Genomic DNA, 17,791 nt, shown 5'->3' with positions numbered 1-17,791 from the left:
AGCTTCTTGGGCCCTTGCGGCTTTCGATCCACTCGGATCTCGAACCCCATCGCACTCCCCAAGCTGGGGTGTTGCGACGACCACTAGAAGGAGGGCGGGCCGGGGGTTCCGTCGTTTCGGGAGCCTCTCTCAGACCGTCAGCGGTTCGGGAACCAGTCTGGGAACGAGGCGGACGAGGACGACCATCGCCACCAGTTCGACCAGGGTCTGGGTGACCACCGCCAGCGGCGCGATGCCGAGTACGGCGGGCAGGGCCAGGGCGAGCGGCAGCACGACCAGGGAGTTGCGGGTGGCGGCGGAGAACATCACCGCCCGGGTGGCCGCCACATCGAGGCTTGCCACCCGGGCGGCGAGCCTGCCGACGGCGACGGCGAACACCACGAAGGCGGCGTACAGCGGGATCAGGCGCACCAGGGCGAGGGCCTGGGAGCCGACCGCGGCGATCTGAGAGCCGACGACGACGGTGAGGACGGCCATCATCAGCGGCACCATGGCTCCGGCCATGACCTCCTCGACGGTACGGCCGGCCCGGTGGCGGCGCGCGAGCGTCTGCACGATCGCCGCGGCGGCCAGCGGCGCGGCGATGAGCACGCCGAACGCCTCAAGGAACGGGGTGACCTCGACCACGGCGAGCACGTCCGAGCCCGCGAACACCAGCAGGTAGAGGGGCAGCAGAAGCATCTGCGCGAGCATCAGCAGCGGTGCCGCCGCCAGCAGCCGCGCTCGTGCCCCACCTGCCAGGCCGGTGAAGACGATCACGTAGTCGACGCACGGGGTCAGGAGCACCAGAAGCAACCCCAGGAGCAGCCCCCGGTCGTCGGCGACGAACCGGGACAGGCCATAGACGATCACCGGTACGACGACGAAGTTCGCCACCAGCACCGTGGCCAGGAAGCGCACGTCACGAAAGGCCCGTCCGATCTCGGCCATCGGCACGGCGAGGAAGGTCGCGAACAGCAGCAGCGCCAGCACCGGGTTGATCGCGTGCTCCAGAGCCGGGGCGATCCGGGGAGCGGTGAGTCCCGCGAACGCGCCGGCGGCGATCGCGGCCAGATAGAGGAGGATCTGGCGCCTGTCCCACCACTCCACGGCTCGGCTCATGTCCACGGTGTCTCTTCGTTCCTCTCGTCCCGAGGGCACATGCGCGCCGCCTGCCCGGGCCGGTCGCGACCTCGGGAAACGCGCACGCCGGCAAGGCTAGACCCTCGGGTCGGCTCGGCGGGTCCGTGCCCGCGGCCGGTGGCCGCACCACCAAGAGCGGTGCCTCGCGGCATGCCCGTGCCCGGAGATCACCTGGTGCCGAGCCCCGCCACCGGACGATCATTGTGCGCGGCGGCCCGCCGCCCCGGAATAGTTGAAACATCAACTGAGTTGTGAGTGGCGAACCACGCTGAAGGGAGCGCAGACATGCCCGCCGTAACCGTCGACAACGTCCTGGCCCTGCCCCGCATCCCGCAGGACCTGGGGATCGGCCGGAAGGTGCTCGCCGTCGAGACCGCGCCCAGCGGCTTCGAGGGCGAGGGCTTCCCCGTCCGCAAGGCCCTGGCGGCGATCAAGCTCGAATACCTCGACCCGTTCATCATGATGGACCAGATGGGCGAGGTGGACTACGCGCCAGGTGAGCCCAAGGGCACGCCGTGGCACCCGCACCGCGGCTTCGAGACCGTCACCTACATCATCGACGGCACGTTCGTCCACCAGGACTCCCACGGCGGCGGCGGTGTCATCGCCGACGGCGACACCCAATGGATGACCGCCGGATCGGGCCTGCTTCACATCGAGGCCCCGCCGGAGTGGCTCGTCCAGCAGGGTGGTCTCTTCCACGGCATCCAGCTCTGGGTGAACCTCCCCTCAAAGGACAAGATGCTCACCCCGAAGTACCAGGACATCGGACGTGCCAACGTCGCCCTGCTCAGCAGCCACGACGGTGGCGCCCTGGTACGGCTGATCGCCGGTGACGTGGCCGGGCACGCCGGGCCCGGTGCGACCCACACCCCGATCACCCTGCTGCACGCCAGCATCAGCCCCGGGGCGCAGCTCACGATGCCCTGGCGCAAGGACTTCAACGCCCTGGTCTACGCGCTGTCCGGCAAGGGCAGCGTCGGCGCGGAGAAGGCGTCCATCACCGGCGGGCAGCTCGCCGTCTTCGAGGGCTTCGGCAACCGGCCCGGCCTGGCCACCGACGCCGAGACCATCACGATCACCGCCTCACCCACCTCGGGCCTGGAGGTCATCGTCCTCGGCGGCGAGCCCATCGGCGAGCCGGTCGCCCACTACGGACCGTTCGTCATGAACACCCACGAGGAACTGGTCAAGGCCTTCGACGACTACAAGGCAGGCCGCCTGGGCTCGATCCCCGCTGGGGACCACGCCTGACGCACCCGTCTCCACCGTCTGGGCGGGGTCGGACCCGCCCAGACGAACATCGACACCTCCGGGGCCGGATATCAGGCCTGTCCCGTCGGTCACGTTCCGGTCGGCTTCCCGGCGCCGGGCATCAGGTGCGGGGCGTGCTCCCTGACCGCCTCGAACAGCCGGCTCTTCGAGGGGTTCACCATCGCCTTCCCGGCCACGGTCACGGTCGGCACGGTCTCGTTCCCATCCGCGACCGAGCGGACGAACGCCGCCGCGTCAGGGTCCTTCCAGATGTTGACCTCGCTGTAGCGCAGCCGTGTGAAGCGCAGCTGTGTGCGGAGCTTCATGCAGTACCTGCAGCCGGGGCGCCAGTAGACGACCACGCCCTTGTGGTCCGCGTCCTTGTACGACGTCGCCCGGCCCCGGCGTGGAAGGTTCGTGGCGATCAGCAACACAAGCACGACGACGAGGACGACTTGCGAAGAGGACATGGGGAAACTATCTCAAAGACCCCTTCGCATCTCTGGTCCCTGTCAAGGTGCACATCGCCCGGACGCGGCGCCGGTCGTCGTCCCTCGGGGTTGTCGGTGGGGTGATCTAGTGTCCCGGCCATGACTTCAGCGACGCAGGCGTACACGTACGCCGCGCCTTCCTCCCTTGTCGACGGGCGTCTCGGATTGGCGACCTCCGGCGGGCGGGCCCTGTCCGGCCCTGCCATGGCCCCCCGGTTCTTCAGCGGCGTGGTGACCCAGGCGGCCCCTGCCGCGGCGGCCCTGCTCGGCGTCGCCGACGTGGCGCTGGCCCGCTACCACCAGCCGCAGTCGCGGCCTGGCTGGGTGCGTGACCCGGTGGTGACGTGCAACGGAGACCGGTTGCGGTTCGAGTCGTTCTCGGCCTGCGGAGGCGTGTACGCCCGGCTTGATCTGCTGGGCGGCGCGCTCGACGGTGAGGTCTTCGACCGGGGCACCACCAACGTCGATGTGAACGCGCCGCTCCGGGAGGCGTTGGCGCGTATCGGCGCGCGTGATCCGTTGCACCTGGGAGTCGGGCTCGACGAACTGGTCGTGACCACGATGGACGGCGCGGTGGTGGAGAAGAAGGTGCCGCTGCCCGAGCGCTGGCTACGCGGCTTCGCCGAGGTGCAGGTCATCGCCTCGGGCATGGACCAGCGCGGTGAGCTGACCGGCATGGCGGCGGTGCGGTTCCTGCGCGGGCTGCCCAAGAAAGGCACGGTGTGGGTGGCGCAGGTGGGACGGGAGCTGAAGGTCTCCGACCGGAGGGTCCCCGGCTCGGTCCAGCTCGCCGGCCCCAACCGGCTCGGCACCCTCTTGCCGCTGCTGCGCTTCGCGAAGTCCCTGCGGATGTACGGCCCGGCCGACGCCGCCTGCAGCGCCTGGGAACTGGAGCTCCCCGGCATGCGCTACACGCTCACCCTCTCGCCTGAGCGCTGGCGCGGTTTCTCCGGTGAGGGCGCGGTGCTCGACGACCTGGCCACAGACGAGGCCGAGAACGACGCCGACGTGGTGGGCATGCTGCTCAACTTCGAGCCCGAGATCGAGATCGGCCTGCTGGCCGACCGCGCGGGCATCCCCGCCGGCCGGGTGCGGGCCGCGCTGACGCAGCTCGGTGTCGCAGGACGGGTCGGCTACGACCTGTCGGAGGCCGCCCACTTCCACCGTGAGCTGCCCTACGACAAGGACAACGTGATCCTGCTCAACCCACGGCTGGCCAAGGCGCGCAAGCTCGTCGACGCGGGAGCCGTACGCCTCGAAGGCGAGCTGGCCACCGTCCGGACCTCGGGCGGCGAGCGCCGGGTCTCGCTGACCGACGGGTCCTGCACCTGTGAGTGGTGGTGGGACCATCGCGGCTCCCGTGGGCCGTGCAAACACGTGCTGGCCGCCCGGATCGTCGCCCGTGCCGCCGTGGAGGTCTCCCGATGACTCTCTGGGCGGAGATCTGTGACCTGGTCGCCCGTAACCAGGTCACCCGCCTGGCCGCCCGGCTGGTCACGCTCACCGAGGAGGAGCGCGCCGAACTGGGCGGGCGGTTGCCCGGCCTCGTCAAGGAGCTGCGCCGTACCCTCACCGAGCAGATGCGCGCCGATCACCCCGACGACTTCGAGGAGACGGTCTTCTGGGAGGTCGGCGACCTGCTCGACAGACTGGCGGGCGGGCTGCTGCTGACCGGTGTCGGCGTCATCACCGGCCCTGCGGCGGCGGTGACGTGGATGACCGGACGCGACGTCAATCGCCGCTGGGCCGAGGCTGTCGACGTCGCCCAGGTGTGCCGGGTGGCGGCCACCCGCCCCGAACAGTGGCGTCGTGATGTCGCGGTCCGGCTGGTCCAGCGGGTGCGCCGTCCCGGCGACCGGATCGCGCCGCTGGCTGTGGCGCTACTGCGCGAGTCCGGCGCGGTGCCGCCCGACCACGACCCGCTGGTGGCCGCCTGGCTGGCCGCGCCGAGCGTGGCCGGTGACCCGCTGACCCCCGTGCTGCTGCCTCGTGTCTTCGACGCCGACGGTGCGGGCCGCGCCCTCCGTGACGAGCGGTTGGAGCCCCGGCCGACCCGCTGGCTGGCCGCCGCCGCCCGCCAGCTGCCCAGGGAACAGGCGCTCGACGGTTGCGTGAGCCGTTTCCTGCGCGGCGGCGAGGCGCAGGACCTGCGGTTCTTCGTCCGGCTGCACACGCTCCTCGCCCCCACTCCCGAGGAGTCCGCGCCCCGCCTGCGTGACTACCTGCGGTTGTTGCCGTCGGCTCCGGGAACGGTCGCCGAACTGGCCGCCGAGCAGGTACGTGGGGCGATGCCGCTCGACCATGCCGACCTGGTCGAGGCGGTCGAGGCGCTCACCTTCCGGGATGAGGCCAAGCTCGCCGCCACGGGCCTGCGCTGGCTCGACCAGGCGATCCGGGCCACTCCCGAGACGGCCGCCGATTTCGTGACCGCGCTGACCACGGCGTACGCGCACAAGTCCTTTGACGTGCGCAACCGCGCGGTTGAGCTGACCCTGAAGCACGCCGGCCTGTTCGCCGGCCGCCCTGAGGCGATCCTCGACGGCGTCCACCAGCTGCCCGTCGACCTGGGGGTGAAGCTGGCCGAGAGGTTCGGCGGGGAGGCTCCGGTGGAGGAACCGCTGGAGAGCAAGGAGTTCCCGCCGCTGCCCGAGCCGCCGGAGGCGCGGAGGTTCCCCGAGCCGTCGATCTCCCCCAACCACCATGAGCGTTGGATCGGCCAGGAGTGCTGGCTGGCGGCCTTCGTCGCCGGAGCCGCCGACGACCGGGTGGAGCTGCGCCGCAGACTCAAGCCTCGTGCCGAGCAGAACCAGGGGTACCGGCGCTCCGGGGAGGCGCGCCTCGACCCTGGCGACTGGCAGTCGGCGCTGTCCGCCGAGCTCGTCACTCCTGGGAGCGTTCCAGAGCTGCCGCCGGTCGAGCCGCGGAAGTTCTGGGACAGCGCGAACCACTCCGTACGAGTACGTGTCCTCACCCGTGGCGAGGAGCCCGATCCGGAGCAGCGGATCCGAGGGATCACGATAGGCGGCGTCTACCGGCCCGGCCGCTACCTCGACGACGACGCTCCGCTGCGCGCCTTCTTCATCACCTGGAACAGCGACGACGGCCCGGACGGGGCGACTGCCCGCGAGGGCGACGAACGGGTCCCCTTCACCGGGGGGCGGATCCACCTGTACGACTCCCCCGCCGACGTCGAGCAGTCGTGTCCCTCCGACGCCTTCGACGACGAGGAGGACGAGGAGGACGAGGAGATCGACGACGACGAGCTGCCGGATCGCCTCCATCCGGCGCGGAGGAGGCCCGGCGTCCTGTACGACGACTCCGCCGAGGCCATGCCGTCCTTCATCCTCGATCATGCCTACGAGCGCATGGCCGAGCTCGGTCTGGACCCCGCCCGGATCGCGGCGATGCGGGCGGGTGAGCGGGTACCCCCGCCAGGCCCGGACGAGCCGCTCGTGGAGGTGACCGTCGTCTTCGTCCCGTCCCGGCTGCGTTCCTTCATGCCCAAGGAGTTGCCCGAGCACGACGAGTGGCGGCGACGCAACCACCTGCCCCACCCCAATCGCGTCTCCCCACTTCATGATTTCCTGCTGCACCGCTACGTGGAACTCGTCGAAGCGCTCAGGAACGGCACCCTGCCGCCCGTACTGCTGGCCACTCCGACCTGGATGAGCGGCCATCTCGATCCCGACGTGCTGGTCGACCGGCTGGAGACCTGCGCCGCCGCCGGAGTCGAACCGCCCCCGGCCGACCTGGCGCAGGCGTTGTTGCGGTTGCCGCGGGGCAGCCATCAGGCCGCGGCAGAGCGGGCCGTCAAGGTCGACTCGGAGGCGGCGCGTTCGGCCGCCCGCTGGCTCGCCGGTGACGGCATGGCCGACCCCGAGTGCGGCCACGTGTGGCGCCACATGGTGAACGCGTCCATGGTCGATTTCGGCGACGGCGAACCGGAGCACTTCACCGAGGTCAGGCTGCAGCCGGTGTTGCGGGTGACGGTCCCGACCGGCCATCGGCTGATCGACGAGGTGCTGCTGCGTCAGCCGTTCGACTGGACGGTCGACGAGTACGGCGGCACGCTCCAGGCGTGGCCCGCCATGCTCCCCTCGCACCGCGAGGTCGTGGCCGTCAACTTCCTGCCCTTCCTGCTGCGCGGCCGCTGGGGCACGTGGGGGACGCCCACGGAGATCACCGGCCTGGAGATCGCCCAGGGCCCGATGGGCGAGTCCACGGCGGTGATCCTCGCTTACCTCCTGGTCGGAGGCGTTCCGGGCGTGATCCCGCTGGTCCTGAGCATGGCCGCCAGGGGCGAACTGCCCGCCGAGGAGATCGGCCGTCAGCTCGCGCTGGTGCTGCGCAGGACCTGGCTGGAGACCCGTTCCGCCATCGCGGCCCTGACCAGGCTGGCCGACGCCGGTGGCCACCAGGAGGTGTGGAGCATCCTGTGCGCTCTGCTGCCCGGGATGTTGCCGGGCGAGGGACAGCGCATCACCGTGACCCACGCCGAGCTCGTCGCCTTCGCCACCGACGTGGCACGCTGGACCGGTGCGAGCGGAGAGATCCCGGTCGTCGCCGGTTTCGCGCGCAGCCGCCGGAGGATCCGCCTCGTCCACGAGTGCAGGCGCCTTCACTCCCAGCTCACCGAGGGTGCCGCGTTCTCTCCTGCCGGCCACGGTCGCCACGGGGAGTGATCGGCTTTTGCCGTACGCGGTGGTCGCCGACTCCGAGAGGCGGTGATCGTGATGATCTCGGCGCCGGAACCCTCGGTGGCATCCACCCGGGTCCGTCCTCGGGGATGACTTCCCGGCCGCCGCCCGTCCGGTGAGACCGGTTCGCCGCTCCGGCCGCCACTAACACATCGGGCCGCGCGGATTCCGCGCGGCCCGATGGAAGAGCGATGTGACACCGGCCGGTCACCGGCGCCCGTCCGTGCTGGGGAATCAGGCGATCTGCCCTCGGTACCCGACCGGCCCCTCACCGGGGAAACGGGCGGTCCCTTCGAACTTGGTGCCGTTGTCGAAGAAGGTCACCGAGCCGTTGCCGGCGTTGTCGCTGCTCCAGGTCACCGTGGTGCCCGTGGCCGGGCGACCGTCGCCGGGGACGACCTGGCCGCGGCTGGCGATGGACAGGATGAGAGGAGTGTCCTGCTGCCATCCGCCGCCACCCGTGTGGATCTCGGTGTTGTACCTGGCCACTGTTGTCTCCTTCGCTCGGTTGAAGATGGAGACGCGGTCGGGCCCGTTCGGGATCCCTCGCGCGCCCCTTCATCCTGACACCACAGAAAGTGATTGATAAGTCACTTATGGTTGTCACGAAGCGATGAAGATGTGACGCCAGAGACAGTTGGGGCAGTTCTGGCCACCCGCCGCACGACCTCCGGGGGCGGCCCTGGTACGGCTTCGCGAAGAATGGGACGGTTTCGGGTGTGCCCGGCGGGGGTCTCCGCCGACGCGTATCGCGCCTTTCCCATATCCGGCGCCGGTTCTCCAAACAATTCACCGGTCACCCGTGTCTAAACAGTCGCGGGAGACCCGCACCATCTGAGACGCGAAAGGATCGTTTCGTGTGCGTCAGTGAATACGGGAGACCGATAACAGTTTTCTTGACAGTGGCGAATTCTGTCATGGAAAACCAGCGATGAACGAGGCCGTGTTCCACAGCGAGGACCTGCCCGCCTCCGACCGGTTCGTCCGGTGGCACGAAACGGCGGACCGGTCCCTGATGCCCACCGTGGTGCACAGCGACCACGAGGCCGACTTCCGTGCCACCATGCGTGTGCTCGACCTCGGCTCGACACAGGTGTACGCGGTGACCTGTCCGTCCCTGCGGTCACGCCGTACCTCCGCGCAGGTTCGCGGATCCGATCCCGAGACGTACTGTCTGTCGCTCGCCCGGCGCGGTACCACGCAGATCACCCAGTTCGGCAGGCAGGCGACCGCCGGGCCCGGGGACATGGTGTTCTACGACAACTCACATCCCTGTCACGGCGAGATCGTCGCCGACGAAACCGGCAGTTTCGAGGGACTGGTCCTGCAGGTCCCCAAGGCCGCGCTGTCGTTGCCCCCCGACGCGCTCACCTCCCTGGCCTCGGTCAGCCTGCCCTCCCGGGACGGCGTCGGCGCCCTGTTGCACCGCTATCTGGAGGAGCTGATGCGCAACGCCTCCGGCTACACCGCGGCCGACGCCTCCCGCCTGTCGGCCGTGACCGTCGCCCTGTTCACCGCGATGTGCGCCCACCACCTTGAGGTCACCGAGGCCCTGCCCCCCGAGACCCACCGGCAGGTGCTGAAGACGCGCATCCACGCCTTCATCCAGCGCGGCCTCGGCGATCCGGCGCTGTGCGCCGAGACCGTCGCCGCCGCCCACGGGATCTCCGTCCGCCACCTCTACCACCTCTTCGAGGAGCAGGGCCTGACCGTGGCGGCCTGGATACGCCGGTGCCGCCTGGAACGCTGCCGTCACGACCTGGCCGACCCGGCCCAGCGCTCCCTGCCGATCCACGCCATCGCCGCCCGGTGGGGGTTCGCCAGCAACGCCCACTTCAGCCGCACCTTCCGCGCCGCCTACGGCCTGTCCCCCGCCGGGTATCGCTCGTCGCGCGAATGGGTGTGGCGCGGCCGTGACCGACGCGGAGGTAAGCGGCCACTGCCGCCACCGGAGAACACGCCCTTTCCGGGGGTCGTGCAGAAACCATCAATAACAGGTACAGCAGCTGTCAATGACATATCGGCCATAAGCCAACAAACTAATCACAAGCTGCTCCCGAACGAGGGACAGGTCGCGCAGGAGACCAGTCCCATCGGTTCGTGAACAGCCCCACCGCGAGACCTTTCGCGTACGGCGGCGCGTGAGGAACCGACCCTCTCCCCCAGGCCCGGATCGGCGGGCGAGCCACGTACGCCCGCCGATCCGTTTCCCCGTCGTCGTTCTCCACGCCGAAGGTGATTCGCCATGCGCTCCCACAACGCGGACCGGCCGGTCCCCGTACGGGCGCCCGCCCAACCCGCACACGAAACCCGCCCTCAGAACGCCCGGAATCCCCAAGGCGTCCTGAAGCGCCGTGGGACAACCGCCGCCCGGCCGTGGAAACGGAATCTCCGATCAAGGCGCGACCAGACGTTCCCGAAGGAAGGCACGGATCTGCCCGGCGACCGCCTGGGGAGCGTTCAGGTCGGGGGCGTTGTGGTCCAGCCCGCGCGAGATCACGTACCGGGCGTCGGGCATCACCTCCGCCAGCCGGGGCAGCACGCCGGTCAGGTAGCCGGGCGTCTTCTCCCCGCCCAGCAGCAACGCCGGGGACGCGATGCCCGCGTATCTCGTGCCGTCGGAGTCGAGGCGGCCGATCTCGCCGATCTCCGCCGGGGTGGTCGCCATCATCGCCCGCATGTCGCGTCCCTCAATCCCGCTCAGCATCATGAACGCCAGCGCGCGGAACACCGGCGTCGGCGCGTTTCCGATCGGGGTCAGGCGAGTGCTCCTGAGGAAGGTCGCCATCGCCGCGACCTGCCTGCCCTCCCCCAGCAGACGGGTGAAATCCGGCAGCCAACGGGTGTCGAACGACCCTTCGACACTCACGCCCGGCTCGTACGCCATCAACGCGGCCACCCGCCTGCGCAGCCCGAGATGCAGGGCCACCAGGCCCCCGTAGCTGTGCCCGAAGACCAGGTCCGAGCCTGTGCGCTCCATGACGGCGACCGCGTCGTCGACCTCGGTCTCGACGCCGTAACCCGGACCCTGCGGTCCGCTCAGGCCACGTCCCCGTCGCTCGATCACATGCACCGCGTAGGTGTCCGACAGCTCCCGAGCCAGGACGCCGTAGTGATGGGCGCGCCGGTTGTTGCCGGGGATCACCACCAGCCCCGGCCCGTGTCCCTGGCTGAGAAACGCGATCGTCGTCCCGTCCGCGGAGGTCACCGCGTCGTCATGCCACTCGATCGCTGACTTGCCGCTCATTCGCCCCGTCCTCGGTGGAAGCAGACGTCGCTGCCGCACGCGAACCGGTACGGCTAGGATATGAAGTGTACGGTACGGTCTCGTTCGGTTAGGTGGGCATGGTCAGAGGGATCGCGCGCGAACAGGCGATTTTGACGGCGACGATCGAGTTGCTCGGCGAGATCGGCTATCAGGCGCTCACGATGGACGCGGTGGCTCAGCAGGCGCGCGCCAGCAAGCAGACCATCTACCGCCGGTGGCGGGGAAAACCCGAGCTGGTCAAGGCCGCACTGGACGCGCGCGACGCCGTACAGGTCACCGAGATCCCCTCGACCGGCACCCTGCGCGGTGACCTGCTGGCGGCCCTTGACACATTGTGCGCCCAGGCCGACGACCGGTACCTGACCATGATGACCGGGCTGATCCACGCGATGCGGACCGACGCCGAACTGGCCGAGACCCTGCGCTCACACGTGGCCGACGAGGACCGGGGGCCCTTCCAGGTGATCGTGGAGCGTGCCGTGGCCCGTGGCGAGGTGCCCGCGAGCACATCGACCGAGCCGGCGCATCAGGTGGCGGAGGGGCAGATCATGCGCCGGATGATCCTCGGTGGCCCACTCGACCACGAATTCCTGACCGACCTGGTGGACGACCTGCTCATGCCCCTGCTGACCAGGAGCTTCCCCGTCGAGGAAGGAGGGCGTTGAACGACACGGCGGGATGGTGAAGGCCGTTCCGGTTGCCGGGGAGCCCGGCGTGGCCGGGTGTCGGTATGGCTCGTGCAACCAGGTACAAGGGTATGAGTTAGCCCAGCTCAGCGGTGCCCTGCGGGTTCGAACGGGTGCGTGTGGACCACGAGCCGCGTCTCGGGGATACCGCGTAGAGTTCTGCAGTCACCGCCGAGCGCATGCTCCGTCCTTGGCGACCGTCGCCGCACAACGGCCCCGAACCGGGCGGGCTCCCGGGTGGACGCGAACGACCAGCCGGCACCGTTGCCCGTCATGGACCGTCCTCCCCGAACCGTCAGGCGGACCATCGGACGGGACGACCGGAGGGATCGGTGGTGAGCCATGTTCCGTCGCCGAGGAGCTGCAGGTCGTCGGCGTGTCGGGCATTGGATAGCAGCTCCGCCTCGACTCGGCCCGTGGGAACGTTGACCCGGTAGTGGCGGAACCATTCCTCCCCGTCCTCATCCTCTCCCATCAGGGCCACAACGACCGTGTCCAGGTCGAGGTAGCCGCCGCTCCACTCCAGGACCGCCTCGTCCGGGTCTTGGCCGAAGTCCTCTACCTGCAACGTGCCCGTCACCTCGCCGGAAGGGTAGGAGTGGAAGGCGACGTCAGCCTGTCCGTGATCAACCGTCATGAACTGCTTCCCGTCGGGCGACAGATCGATCAGAACTCGGTCCGCCCACGGATAGCGGACGGGCGCCAGGTGTCCGTTTGAGACGGTGGCCAGGTAGATGATCGAGCCGTCCTGGCCCTCGCCGATATCCAGGAGGACATACTCGTCGGTTGGATGCCGGAACTGCCAGCCACCGTGCCCGCTGGTCTCCAGGTCCGCCTGAGCCACGACTGCTCCACTCTCGGCATCGAGCACGACCCACTGGTCCGGCAGGTCCCGGCCGGCCATGGCGTCTGGCCGGTAGATCCACGCCCTGCGGTCGTCCAACGACAGGACGCATCCCGGCCGATTCCCATACCGGTCATCAGAGAACGGTTCGAACGCCGCCCGCCATCGCTCGTCGCCCGAACTCGTCACGCAGACGGCCGCGTTCAGCGTCGTGTAGACGACCCAACCAAGATCGGCTGATGCGGCATGTTCGACGACATCGTCCCCGGGACGTGGCACGAAGACCGCGGACGGAGTCAGCACACCGCGGGAGGGCGACGCCGTTTCATAGGCGCAGATCTGCCCGTCGACGAGCCGCGTGACGATCTGCAAGGAGCGAGGGGGCTGGACCATGCCGGGAGGCTAGCGCCTTACACGATCCTTCAAGAAACCATCGTTTTTGAAGGCCAGTGAGTGCCCTCAAGGCCTCGACTTGGGTCAGCACCATTCCGGTGCCGCCGGTGCTCGTTCTTGTCGGCTTGTGACCGCGCCTCCCGGTCGAGTCGGTCCCGGGTGCTCGGGCCGTCCGGGTTCCTCGCCGTGGCGGACATGATGCGCGCCTTGGCTCGCTGGTCCCATGACGTGGACCTGTGTTTGCTCATGCTTCGGGCGTACTCCCGGCACGGTCTTCCGGCAACCGCCCGCGCCGGAAGCTTCCTGTCTTCACGGGGTCGCGAGGCACCGGCCGGGCGAAGCTTGCAAGGCTTTCCCGGTTTGGCCGGTAGGTCGGTAACAGGTCGGCGACCCTGCCCCGCGCCAGGCCGGATCGAGGCCAGGCTAAGGGCTTGCAGATGATCAACTCAGCGAGTTAATCATCTGCAAGCCCTTAGGCCTGGTGGCGCTCCGGGTTGGTTCCGGATCCCGGGACCGAGGTTGCGTCCACGGAGGTGGTGTACGAGTTTTCGCTGGTGACAGGCGTGGCGTCGTGAAATGAAGACGGCCATCGCGTGATCCTTCAGGTTGCGAAACCAAGATCGAAGGAGAAGCAAGCGATGGCCGTACCCAACAGTGTGGACCCCGGTACCTGGCTGGCTCAGCGGATCCAGCAGCAGGACCCGGATCTGTTGCGATCCATGGTGAAGACCATGGCCGAGACGTTGATGTCGGCCGAGGCCGACGGCTTGTGCGGCGCCGACTACGGCGAGCGGACCGAGGAGCGCACCAACCGGCGCAACGGCTACCGCACCCGCGACTGGGACACCCGCGCCGGCACCGTTGAGCTCGCCATCCCGAAGCTGCGTTCGGGCTCCTACTTCCCCGAATGGCTGCTGGAGCGGCGCCGCCGGGCCGAGCAGGTACTGACCAGTGTGGTGGCCACCAGTTACCTGCTGGGCGTCTCCACCCGGCGGGTCGACAAGCTGGTGGAGCAGCTCGATATCAAGAACATCTCCAAGAGCCAGGTCAGCCAGATGGCCAAGGTGCTGGACGGGCAGGTGGAGGCCTTCCGCACCCGGGCGTTGGACGGCGGGCCATATGCGTTCGTGTGGCTGGACGCGCTGACCCAGAAGGTGCGTGAGGGCGGCCGGATCGTCAACGTGCACGTCCTGGTGGCCACCGCCGTGAACGCCAACGGCAACCGGGAGATCCTCGGACTGGAGGTCGCCTCGGCTGAGAACGGCGCGGGCTGGCTGGCCTTCCTGCGCACCCTGGTGGCCCGCGGCCTGGGCGGGGTGCGGCTGGTGGTCTCCGACGCTCACACGGGCCTGGTGGAGGCGATCGGCGCGACCTTGCCGGGCGCGTCCTGGCAGAGATGCCGCACCCACTACCTGCGCAACCTCTTGACGACGGTGCCCAAATCGGCGCAGCCGTGGGTGGCGACTCTGGTGCGCACCATCTTCGACCAGCCTGCCGCCGAGGCCGTGCGCACCCAGCACGCCTGGGTCATCGAGGCGCTGGAGGCGAAGTTTCCGGCCGCGTGCGGGCATCTGGACGCCGCCCGGGAGGAAGTCCTGGCGTTCGCCGCCTTCCCGCGCGAGGTCTGGAAGCAGATCTGGTCCAACAACCCGCAGGAGCGGTTGAACAAGGAGATCCGCCGCCGCACCGACGTGGTCGGCATCTTCCCCGACCGGGCCGCGATCGTCCGTCTTGTCGGTGCGGTTTTGGCCGAGCAGACCGATGAGTGGACCGAGGCCCGCCGCTACATGGGACTCGACGTGCTGGCCAAGTGCCGGATGCGCGTCCTTACCGGCGACACACCGGCCCATAATCCGCTACCGCAGACACTTACCGCTTAACCTGCAGAAACAGGATCACGCGGAGATCAACTCATACACCACTCCGTTGGACGTGACCGGGACCGACATCATTTGAAGGGCGACTTGCCGCCAAAAAGGGTCTGCCAATTCCGGAGCCGCCAGCGGCTCAGAACATCCGGCTCGGAGGAGGTCCCCGTGCTGACCGGCGCTGAGCTGCTCGCTGAGTTGAAGGGCTGGGTGGCTTCTCGTGGTTCTGACCTGTCTGCCGTAGGTCTACAGCACGAACTAACCGAGTCGCCCGAAGATCGGAATCCCCAGTCGATTTGGTGGATTTTGGAGTCAGATGATCGGCTTGCTGAGATTATTCTCTGGAGTAACGGTCACGCTGAACTCCAGTTCGCAGAGGTTGCCTCAGGGGAAATCTCCGCCATAATGCGTGAATTGGCGACAGAAGAAGACGTCCAGGATGCTTTGAACTCCATCGTTGAATGGATGACACTGCCGGTTGATGGGTGAGTTTCGAGCGATCGCCTCAAGCCTGAGTAACCACCGATGGAGACCGCTGATCCCCTTCGGTGGCTGGTCGTCGCTCGTGCACGCCCCTGTTGCCGTCAGCGTCGCCGTCAAGCCGGAGGGCCTGTTGTAGGAAACAGGCAACCGCTGTGAGCTGGGCGAACGCATTGCTGTCGTCAGTCGGGCATGTTGCTCACTTGCGGGTACGCGCAGGGGTCAAGGCAGGCTTTCGCCTTGACCCCTGCGAGACCCCCACGTGGCCCTGTCCTACTTCTTCGACGCCCTGTCGACGGCGGCCGACGCCCGGAGGGAGGGTCGGGTGTGGGCGGAGCTCATGGATTCGGTGGGGTGCCGGCTCGTGGTCCGCTGATCACCTACCCGGTTGGGCCGGTGCCCTGTTCGCGTAGACAGCCCCCGATATTGCTCGCCAGATTCGGTGCCTGTTCAGCTGTCCTTGGCCATGCTGCCTGATCTCAGCTGGGCACCGTGTCGCTCAGCGCGTACTCCGCGGCAGGTCCCCCGAGGCCGCGGGGCGTCTGGGTGCGGTAGGAGTGGCCGAGCTCTGGGCCGAGTCCGAAGTAGTGGCGGAAGTTGTAGATGAGCGGACTCCAGGCGGCGGGGTCGATGTGGTCGGTGCCAGGAACGACGATGCGGGAGTCTGCGTGCACCTTGCACACGACGGCCTCGACGATGAGGAAGTCCTCGAAGAGGTCCGGCCGCACCCGCTCGGCACGGGCCTCCAGCTGGATGGGGCATCCGGCGACGCGAGGCGGCCGGACCAGATGGGAGGGCTCGCCGGTCACGCCTGCGGCGGCGAACTTGTCCGGCTCGAAGCGGCAGCCCTTGGGTTTGCCGGAGGGAACCGGGTTCCGGCCGGTCAGTGGCGCCAGTCGCTCCACGGCCGGCCACTGGGCGGGGGCAGGCAGGCTGATGACCAGGTCGGGACGACTACCGAGGTTGGACGCGGTCTGCCCGTCAAGCCCCAGCCCCATCACGACCGTCTGCCCGAGGGCCCACGCGGACGATATCGGGGCGAGGTTGAACGAGCCATCCTGGTTCTCCGTCGTCAAGAGCACCACCGGCGTCCCGAAGTACAGGATGCTCGGCTCGATCTCCAGGTGGGTCACGACCGTCTGCGCGGGCAGGGAGCTGGGAGATGCCGTGTTCATGGTGCGCAGCCTAGGATCCGGTTGTTTCGGCCAGAACCGAAACGTCGCAGGGGGCAGAGGAAGAGATGTCGGGATCTCGTGCACCCTGCGCTCGTCCCTCCCGGCCCAAGGGCCTTCTGCGCTGCGACCATCGCCGCCCACCCGCCGCTCTCGCCTTGTCCTGGTCGCCTGCACGGCTGTCAGCCGTGGCGGGCTTCCCCCATCTCCTGGACGCGGAGACGTCCTGCCCGGCTCGGACGTGCCACGCCGGGTCACCGCCTGGCGGTGCCGGTGTCCGATGTCACGGGATCCGCCAGCCCGGAGGAGGTGAACGACCGTGCCGACTTCTGGTCGTCCGCATCCGCTCGCAGGGCTTGGCGTCGGACGCGTAGGGTTACGAGCCCGGTCACGGCCAGGCCTGCCAGGCCCAGCGCCATGCCGATCCAGGCCGGTGCCGCGTATCCGTACCCGGCCTCGACGGTGAGCCCGGCGAGCAGGGAGCCGAGGGCGTTGGCCAGATTGAAGGCGCCGATGTTGGCCGCCGAGGCCAGCGAGGGAGCCTGCGAGGCACTGTCCAGCACCCACGTCTGCAGCGGCGGGATCGTCGCGAAGGCGGCCACCCCGAACAGGACGATCGCGGCGATGAAGGCCGGCTGGTTGCCCGCTGCCACAGCGACGATCGCCGACAGGACGGTGAGGGCGCCGACGGAGACGTAGACCGCGGGTAGCACGGCCCGGTCGGCCAGGCGACCACCAAGGAGATTGCCCGCGACCAGGCCGATCCCCAGCAGCCCCATGACGGTGGGCACCGCGCCCGGGGAGAAACCGCCCACGTCGGTCATCATCGGTGCGATGAAGGTGATCACCGTGAACACCGGCGCGAATCCGAACACGGTCATGGCCAGCGCCGGCCAAACGCCCCCTTGCCGGAAGACACTCAGTTCGCGCAGGAGGCTCTGTCCCTGGGGGCGCGGGTGGGAGGGGACCAGCGCCCCCACTCCGGCAAGGCCGACAGCCGCGACGGCGACGACGGCCCAGAAGGTGGCGCGCCAGCCGAACGCCTGCCCGATCGCGGTGCCGGCGGGAACGCCGAGGACGTTCGCCAGACTCAGGCCGGAGAACATCACCGACAGCGCACGGGCGCGCTTGGCCGGTTCCACCAGGTCGGCCGCGACGACGGCGCCGACGCCGAAGAAGGCGCCATGGGAGAAGGCCGCGACGATCCGCCCGGCCATCAGCACACCGTAGGTGGGGGCCAGCGCTGAGAGCAGGTTCCCGGCCAGGAAGAGGACCATCAGGGCGAGCAGCATGGTCTTGCGGCGCAGGCGCGTCCCCGCGATGGTGAGAAGGGGCGCGCCGATGACCACGCCGGCGGCGTATCCCGAGACCAGCAGCCCGGCGGCCGGAACGCTGACATTGAAGTCGGCGGCCAGCTCAGGCAGTAGGCCGTTAATGATGAATTCGGTGGTTCCGATGCCGAATGCGCTTATCGCAAGGGCGAGCAGAGCCACGGGCATGAGGGGCTCCTGTCAGC

General features: G+C 69.0%; 15 protein-coding genes. 8 read left to right on the top strand and 7 right to left on the bottom strand.

The genetic code is table 11. From position 1 onward, the window contains the following. Positions 1–129: 129 nt before the first annotated feature. A complete protein-coding gene (locus tag ACFYY8_RS38195) occupies positions 130–1,101 on the bottom strand; it encodes a bile acid:sodium symporter (protein ID WP_390049765.1) in 972 nt (323 codons plus the stop codon). Between the two features lie 306 nt (positions 1,102–1,407). Between ACFYY8_RS38195 and ACFYY8_RS38190 the strand changes: the two genes are divergently transcribed. Continuing rightward, positions 1,408–2,376 (top strand): pirin family protein, encoded by a 969-nt coding sequence (locus tag ACFYY8_RS38190; protein WP_390049763.1) that lies wholly within the window; start codon positions 1,408–1,410, stop codon positions 2,374–2,376. Positions 2,377–2,465: 89 nt separating this feature from the next. Here the strand turns inward: ACFYY8_RS38190 and ACFYY8_RS38185 are convergent, their stop codons facing one another. Continuing rightward, complete coding sequence (locus ACFYY8_RS38185) at positions 2,466–2,846, bottom strand: glutaredoxin domain-containing protein (RefSeq protein WP_390049761.1); 381 nt, start codon at positions 2,844–2,846, stop codon at positions 2,466–2,468. A 120-nt stretch (positions 2,847–2,966) separates the two neighbouring features. Here ACFYY8_RS38185 and ACFYY8_RS38180 point away from each other — a divergent pair, with 120 nt between their 5' ends. Both ACFYY8_RS38180 and ACFYY8_RS38175 read left to right on the top strand, forming a co-directional pair. After that, complete coding sequence (locus ACFYY8_RS38180) at positions 2,967–4,295, top strand: SWIM zinc finger family protein (protein ID WP_390049759.1); 1,329 nt, start codon at positions 2,967–2,969, stop codon at positions 4,293–4,295. Further along, positions 4,292–7,549, top strand: a complete 3,258-nt coding sequence (locus ACFYY8_RS38175; RefSeq protein WP_390049757.1) for a hypothetical protein — start codon at positions 4,292–4,294, stop codon at positions 7,547–7,549. The genes ACFYY8_RS38180 and ACFYY8_RS38175 overlap by 4 nt, the downstream gene beginning before the upstream one ends. A gap of 249 nt (positions 7,550–7,798) precedes the next feature. On the opposite strand, the gene ACFYY8_RS38170 is transcribed toward ACFYY8_RS38175, so the two are convergent. Continuing rightward, positions 7,799–8,053, bottom strand: coding sequence for a hypothetical protein (locus ACFYY8_RS38170; RefSeq protein ID WP_390049755.1), 255 nt, complete (start codon positions 8,051–8,053; stop codon positions 7,799–7,801). Between the two features lie 442 nt (positions 8,054–8,495). Here ACFYY8_RS38170 and ACFYY8_RS38165 point away from each other — a divergent pair, with 442 nt between their 5' ends. Further along, positions 8,496–9,668: a helix-turn-helix domain-containing protein gene (locus tag ACFYY8_RS38165; RefSeq protein ID WP_390049754.1), complete on the top strand. Its 1,173-nt coding sequence runs from the start codon at positions 8,496–8,498 to the stop codon at positions 9,666–9,668. Positions 9,669–9,959: 291 nt separating this feature from the next. Here the strand turns inward: ACFYY8_RS38165 and ACFYY8_RS38160 are convergent, their stop codons facing one another. After that, on the bottom strand, positions 9,960–10,811 hold the full coding sequence (locus tag ACFYY8_RS38160; RefSeq protein WP_390049752.1) for an alpha/beta fold hydrolase: 852 nt from the start codon (positions 10,809–10,811) through the stop codon (positions 9,960–9,962). Between the two features lie 98 nt (positions 10,812–10,909). On the opposite strand from ACFYY8_RS38160, the gene ACFYY8_RS38155 reads away from it, so the two are divergent. Beyond that, entirely contained in the window at positions 10,910–11,497 is a 588-nt protein-coding gene (locus ACFYY8_RS38155; RefSeq protein WP_390049750.1) for a TetR/AcrR family transcriptional regulator, read from the top strand. A gap of 316 nt (positions 11,498–11,813) precedes the next feature. On the opposite strand, the gene ACFYY8_RS38150 is transcribed toward ACFYY8_RS38155, so the two are convergent. Next, positions 11,814–12,734, bottom strand: a complete 921-nt coding sequence (locus ACFYY8_RS38150; RefSeq protein ID WP_390049748.1) for a hypothetical protein — start codon at positions 12,732–12,734, stop codon at positions 11,814–11,816. 659 nt (positions 12,735–13,393) lie between these two features. Here ACFYY8_RS38150 and ACFYY8_RS38145 point away from each other — a divergent pair. The 3 genes from ACFYY8_RS38145 to ACFYY8_RS38135 all read left to right on the top strand — a co-directional run bounded on the left by ACFYY8_RS38145 (position 13,394) and on the right by ACFYY8_RS38135 (position 15,242). Further along, complete coding sequence (locus ACFYY8_RS38145; RefSeq protein WP_390049746.1) at positions 13,394–14,635, top strand: IS256 family transposase; 1,242 nt, start codon at positions 13,394–13,396, stop codon at positions 14,633–14,635. Positions 14,636–14,791: 156 nt separating this feature from the next. Further along, the gene (locus ACFYY8_RS38140) at positions 14,792–15,112 is read left to right on the top strand and encodes a hypothetical protein (protein ID WP_390049744.1); all 321 of its coding nucleotides are present in this window, start codon (positions 14,792–14,794) and stop codon (positions 15,110–15,112) included. Beyond that, positions 15,105–15,242: a hypothetical protein gene (locus tag ACFYY8_RS38135; RefSeq protein ID WP_390049742.1), complete on the top strand. Its 138-nt coding sequence runs from the start codon at positions 15,105–15,107 to the stop codon at positions 15,240–15,242. The genes ACFYY8_RS38140 and ACFYY8_RS38135 overlap by 8 nt, the downstream gene beginning before the upstream one ends. Before the next feature lie 340 nt (positions 15,243–15,582). Here ACFYY8_RS38135 and ACFYY8_RS38130 read toward each other — a convergent pair whose 3' ends face one another. Together ACFYY8_RS38130 and ACFYY8_RS38125 are read right to left on the bottom strand one after the other, a co-directional pair. Further along, complete coding sequence (locus tag ACFYY8_RS38130) at positions 15,583–16,278, bottom strand: flavin reductase family protein (RefSeq protein WP_390049740.1); 696 nt, start codon at positions 16,276–16,278, stop codon at positions 15,583–15,585. A gap of 251 nt (positions 16,279–16,529) precedes the next feature. Beyond that, positions 16,530–17,774, bottom strand: coding sequence for an MFS transporter (locus ACFYY8_RS38125; protein WP_390049738.1), 1,245 nt, complete (start codon positions 17,772–17,774; stop codon positions 16,530–16,532). Positions 17,775–17,791 lie beyond the last annotated feature (17 nt).

The sequence above is a fragment of the Streptosporangium sp. NPDC001559 genome (genome assembly GCF_042893955.1).
Classification (GTDB): Bacteria; Actinomycetota; Actinomycetes; order Streptosporangiales; family Streptosporangiaceae; genus Streptosporangium.
The sequence above is the reverse complement of the archived record's forward strand: the minus strand, read 5'-3'. Positions and strand labels throughout refer to the sequence as shown.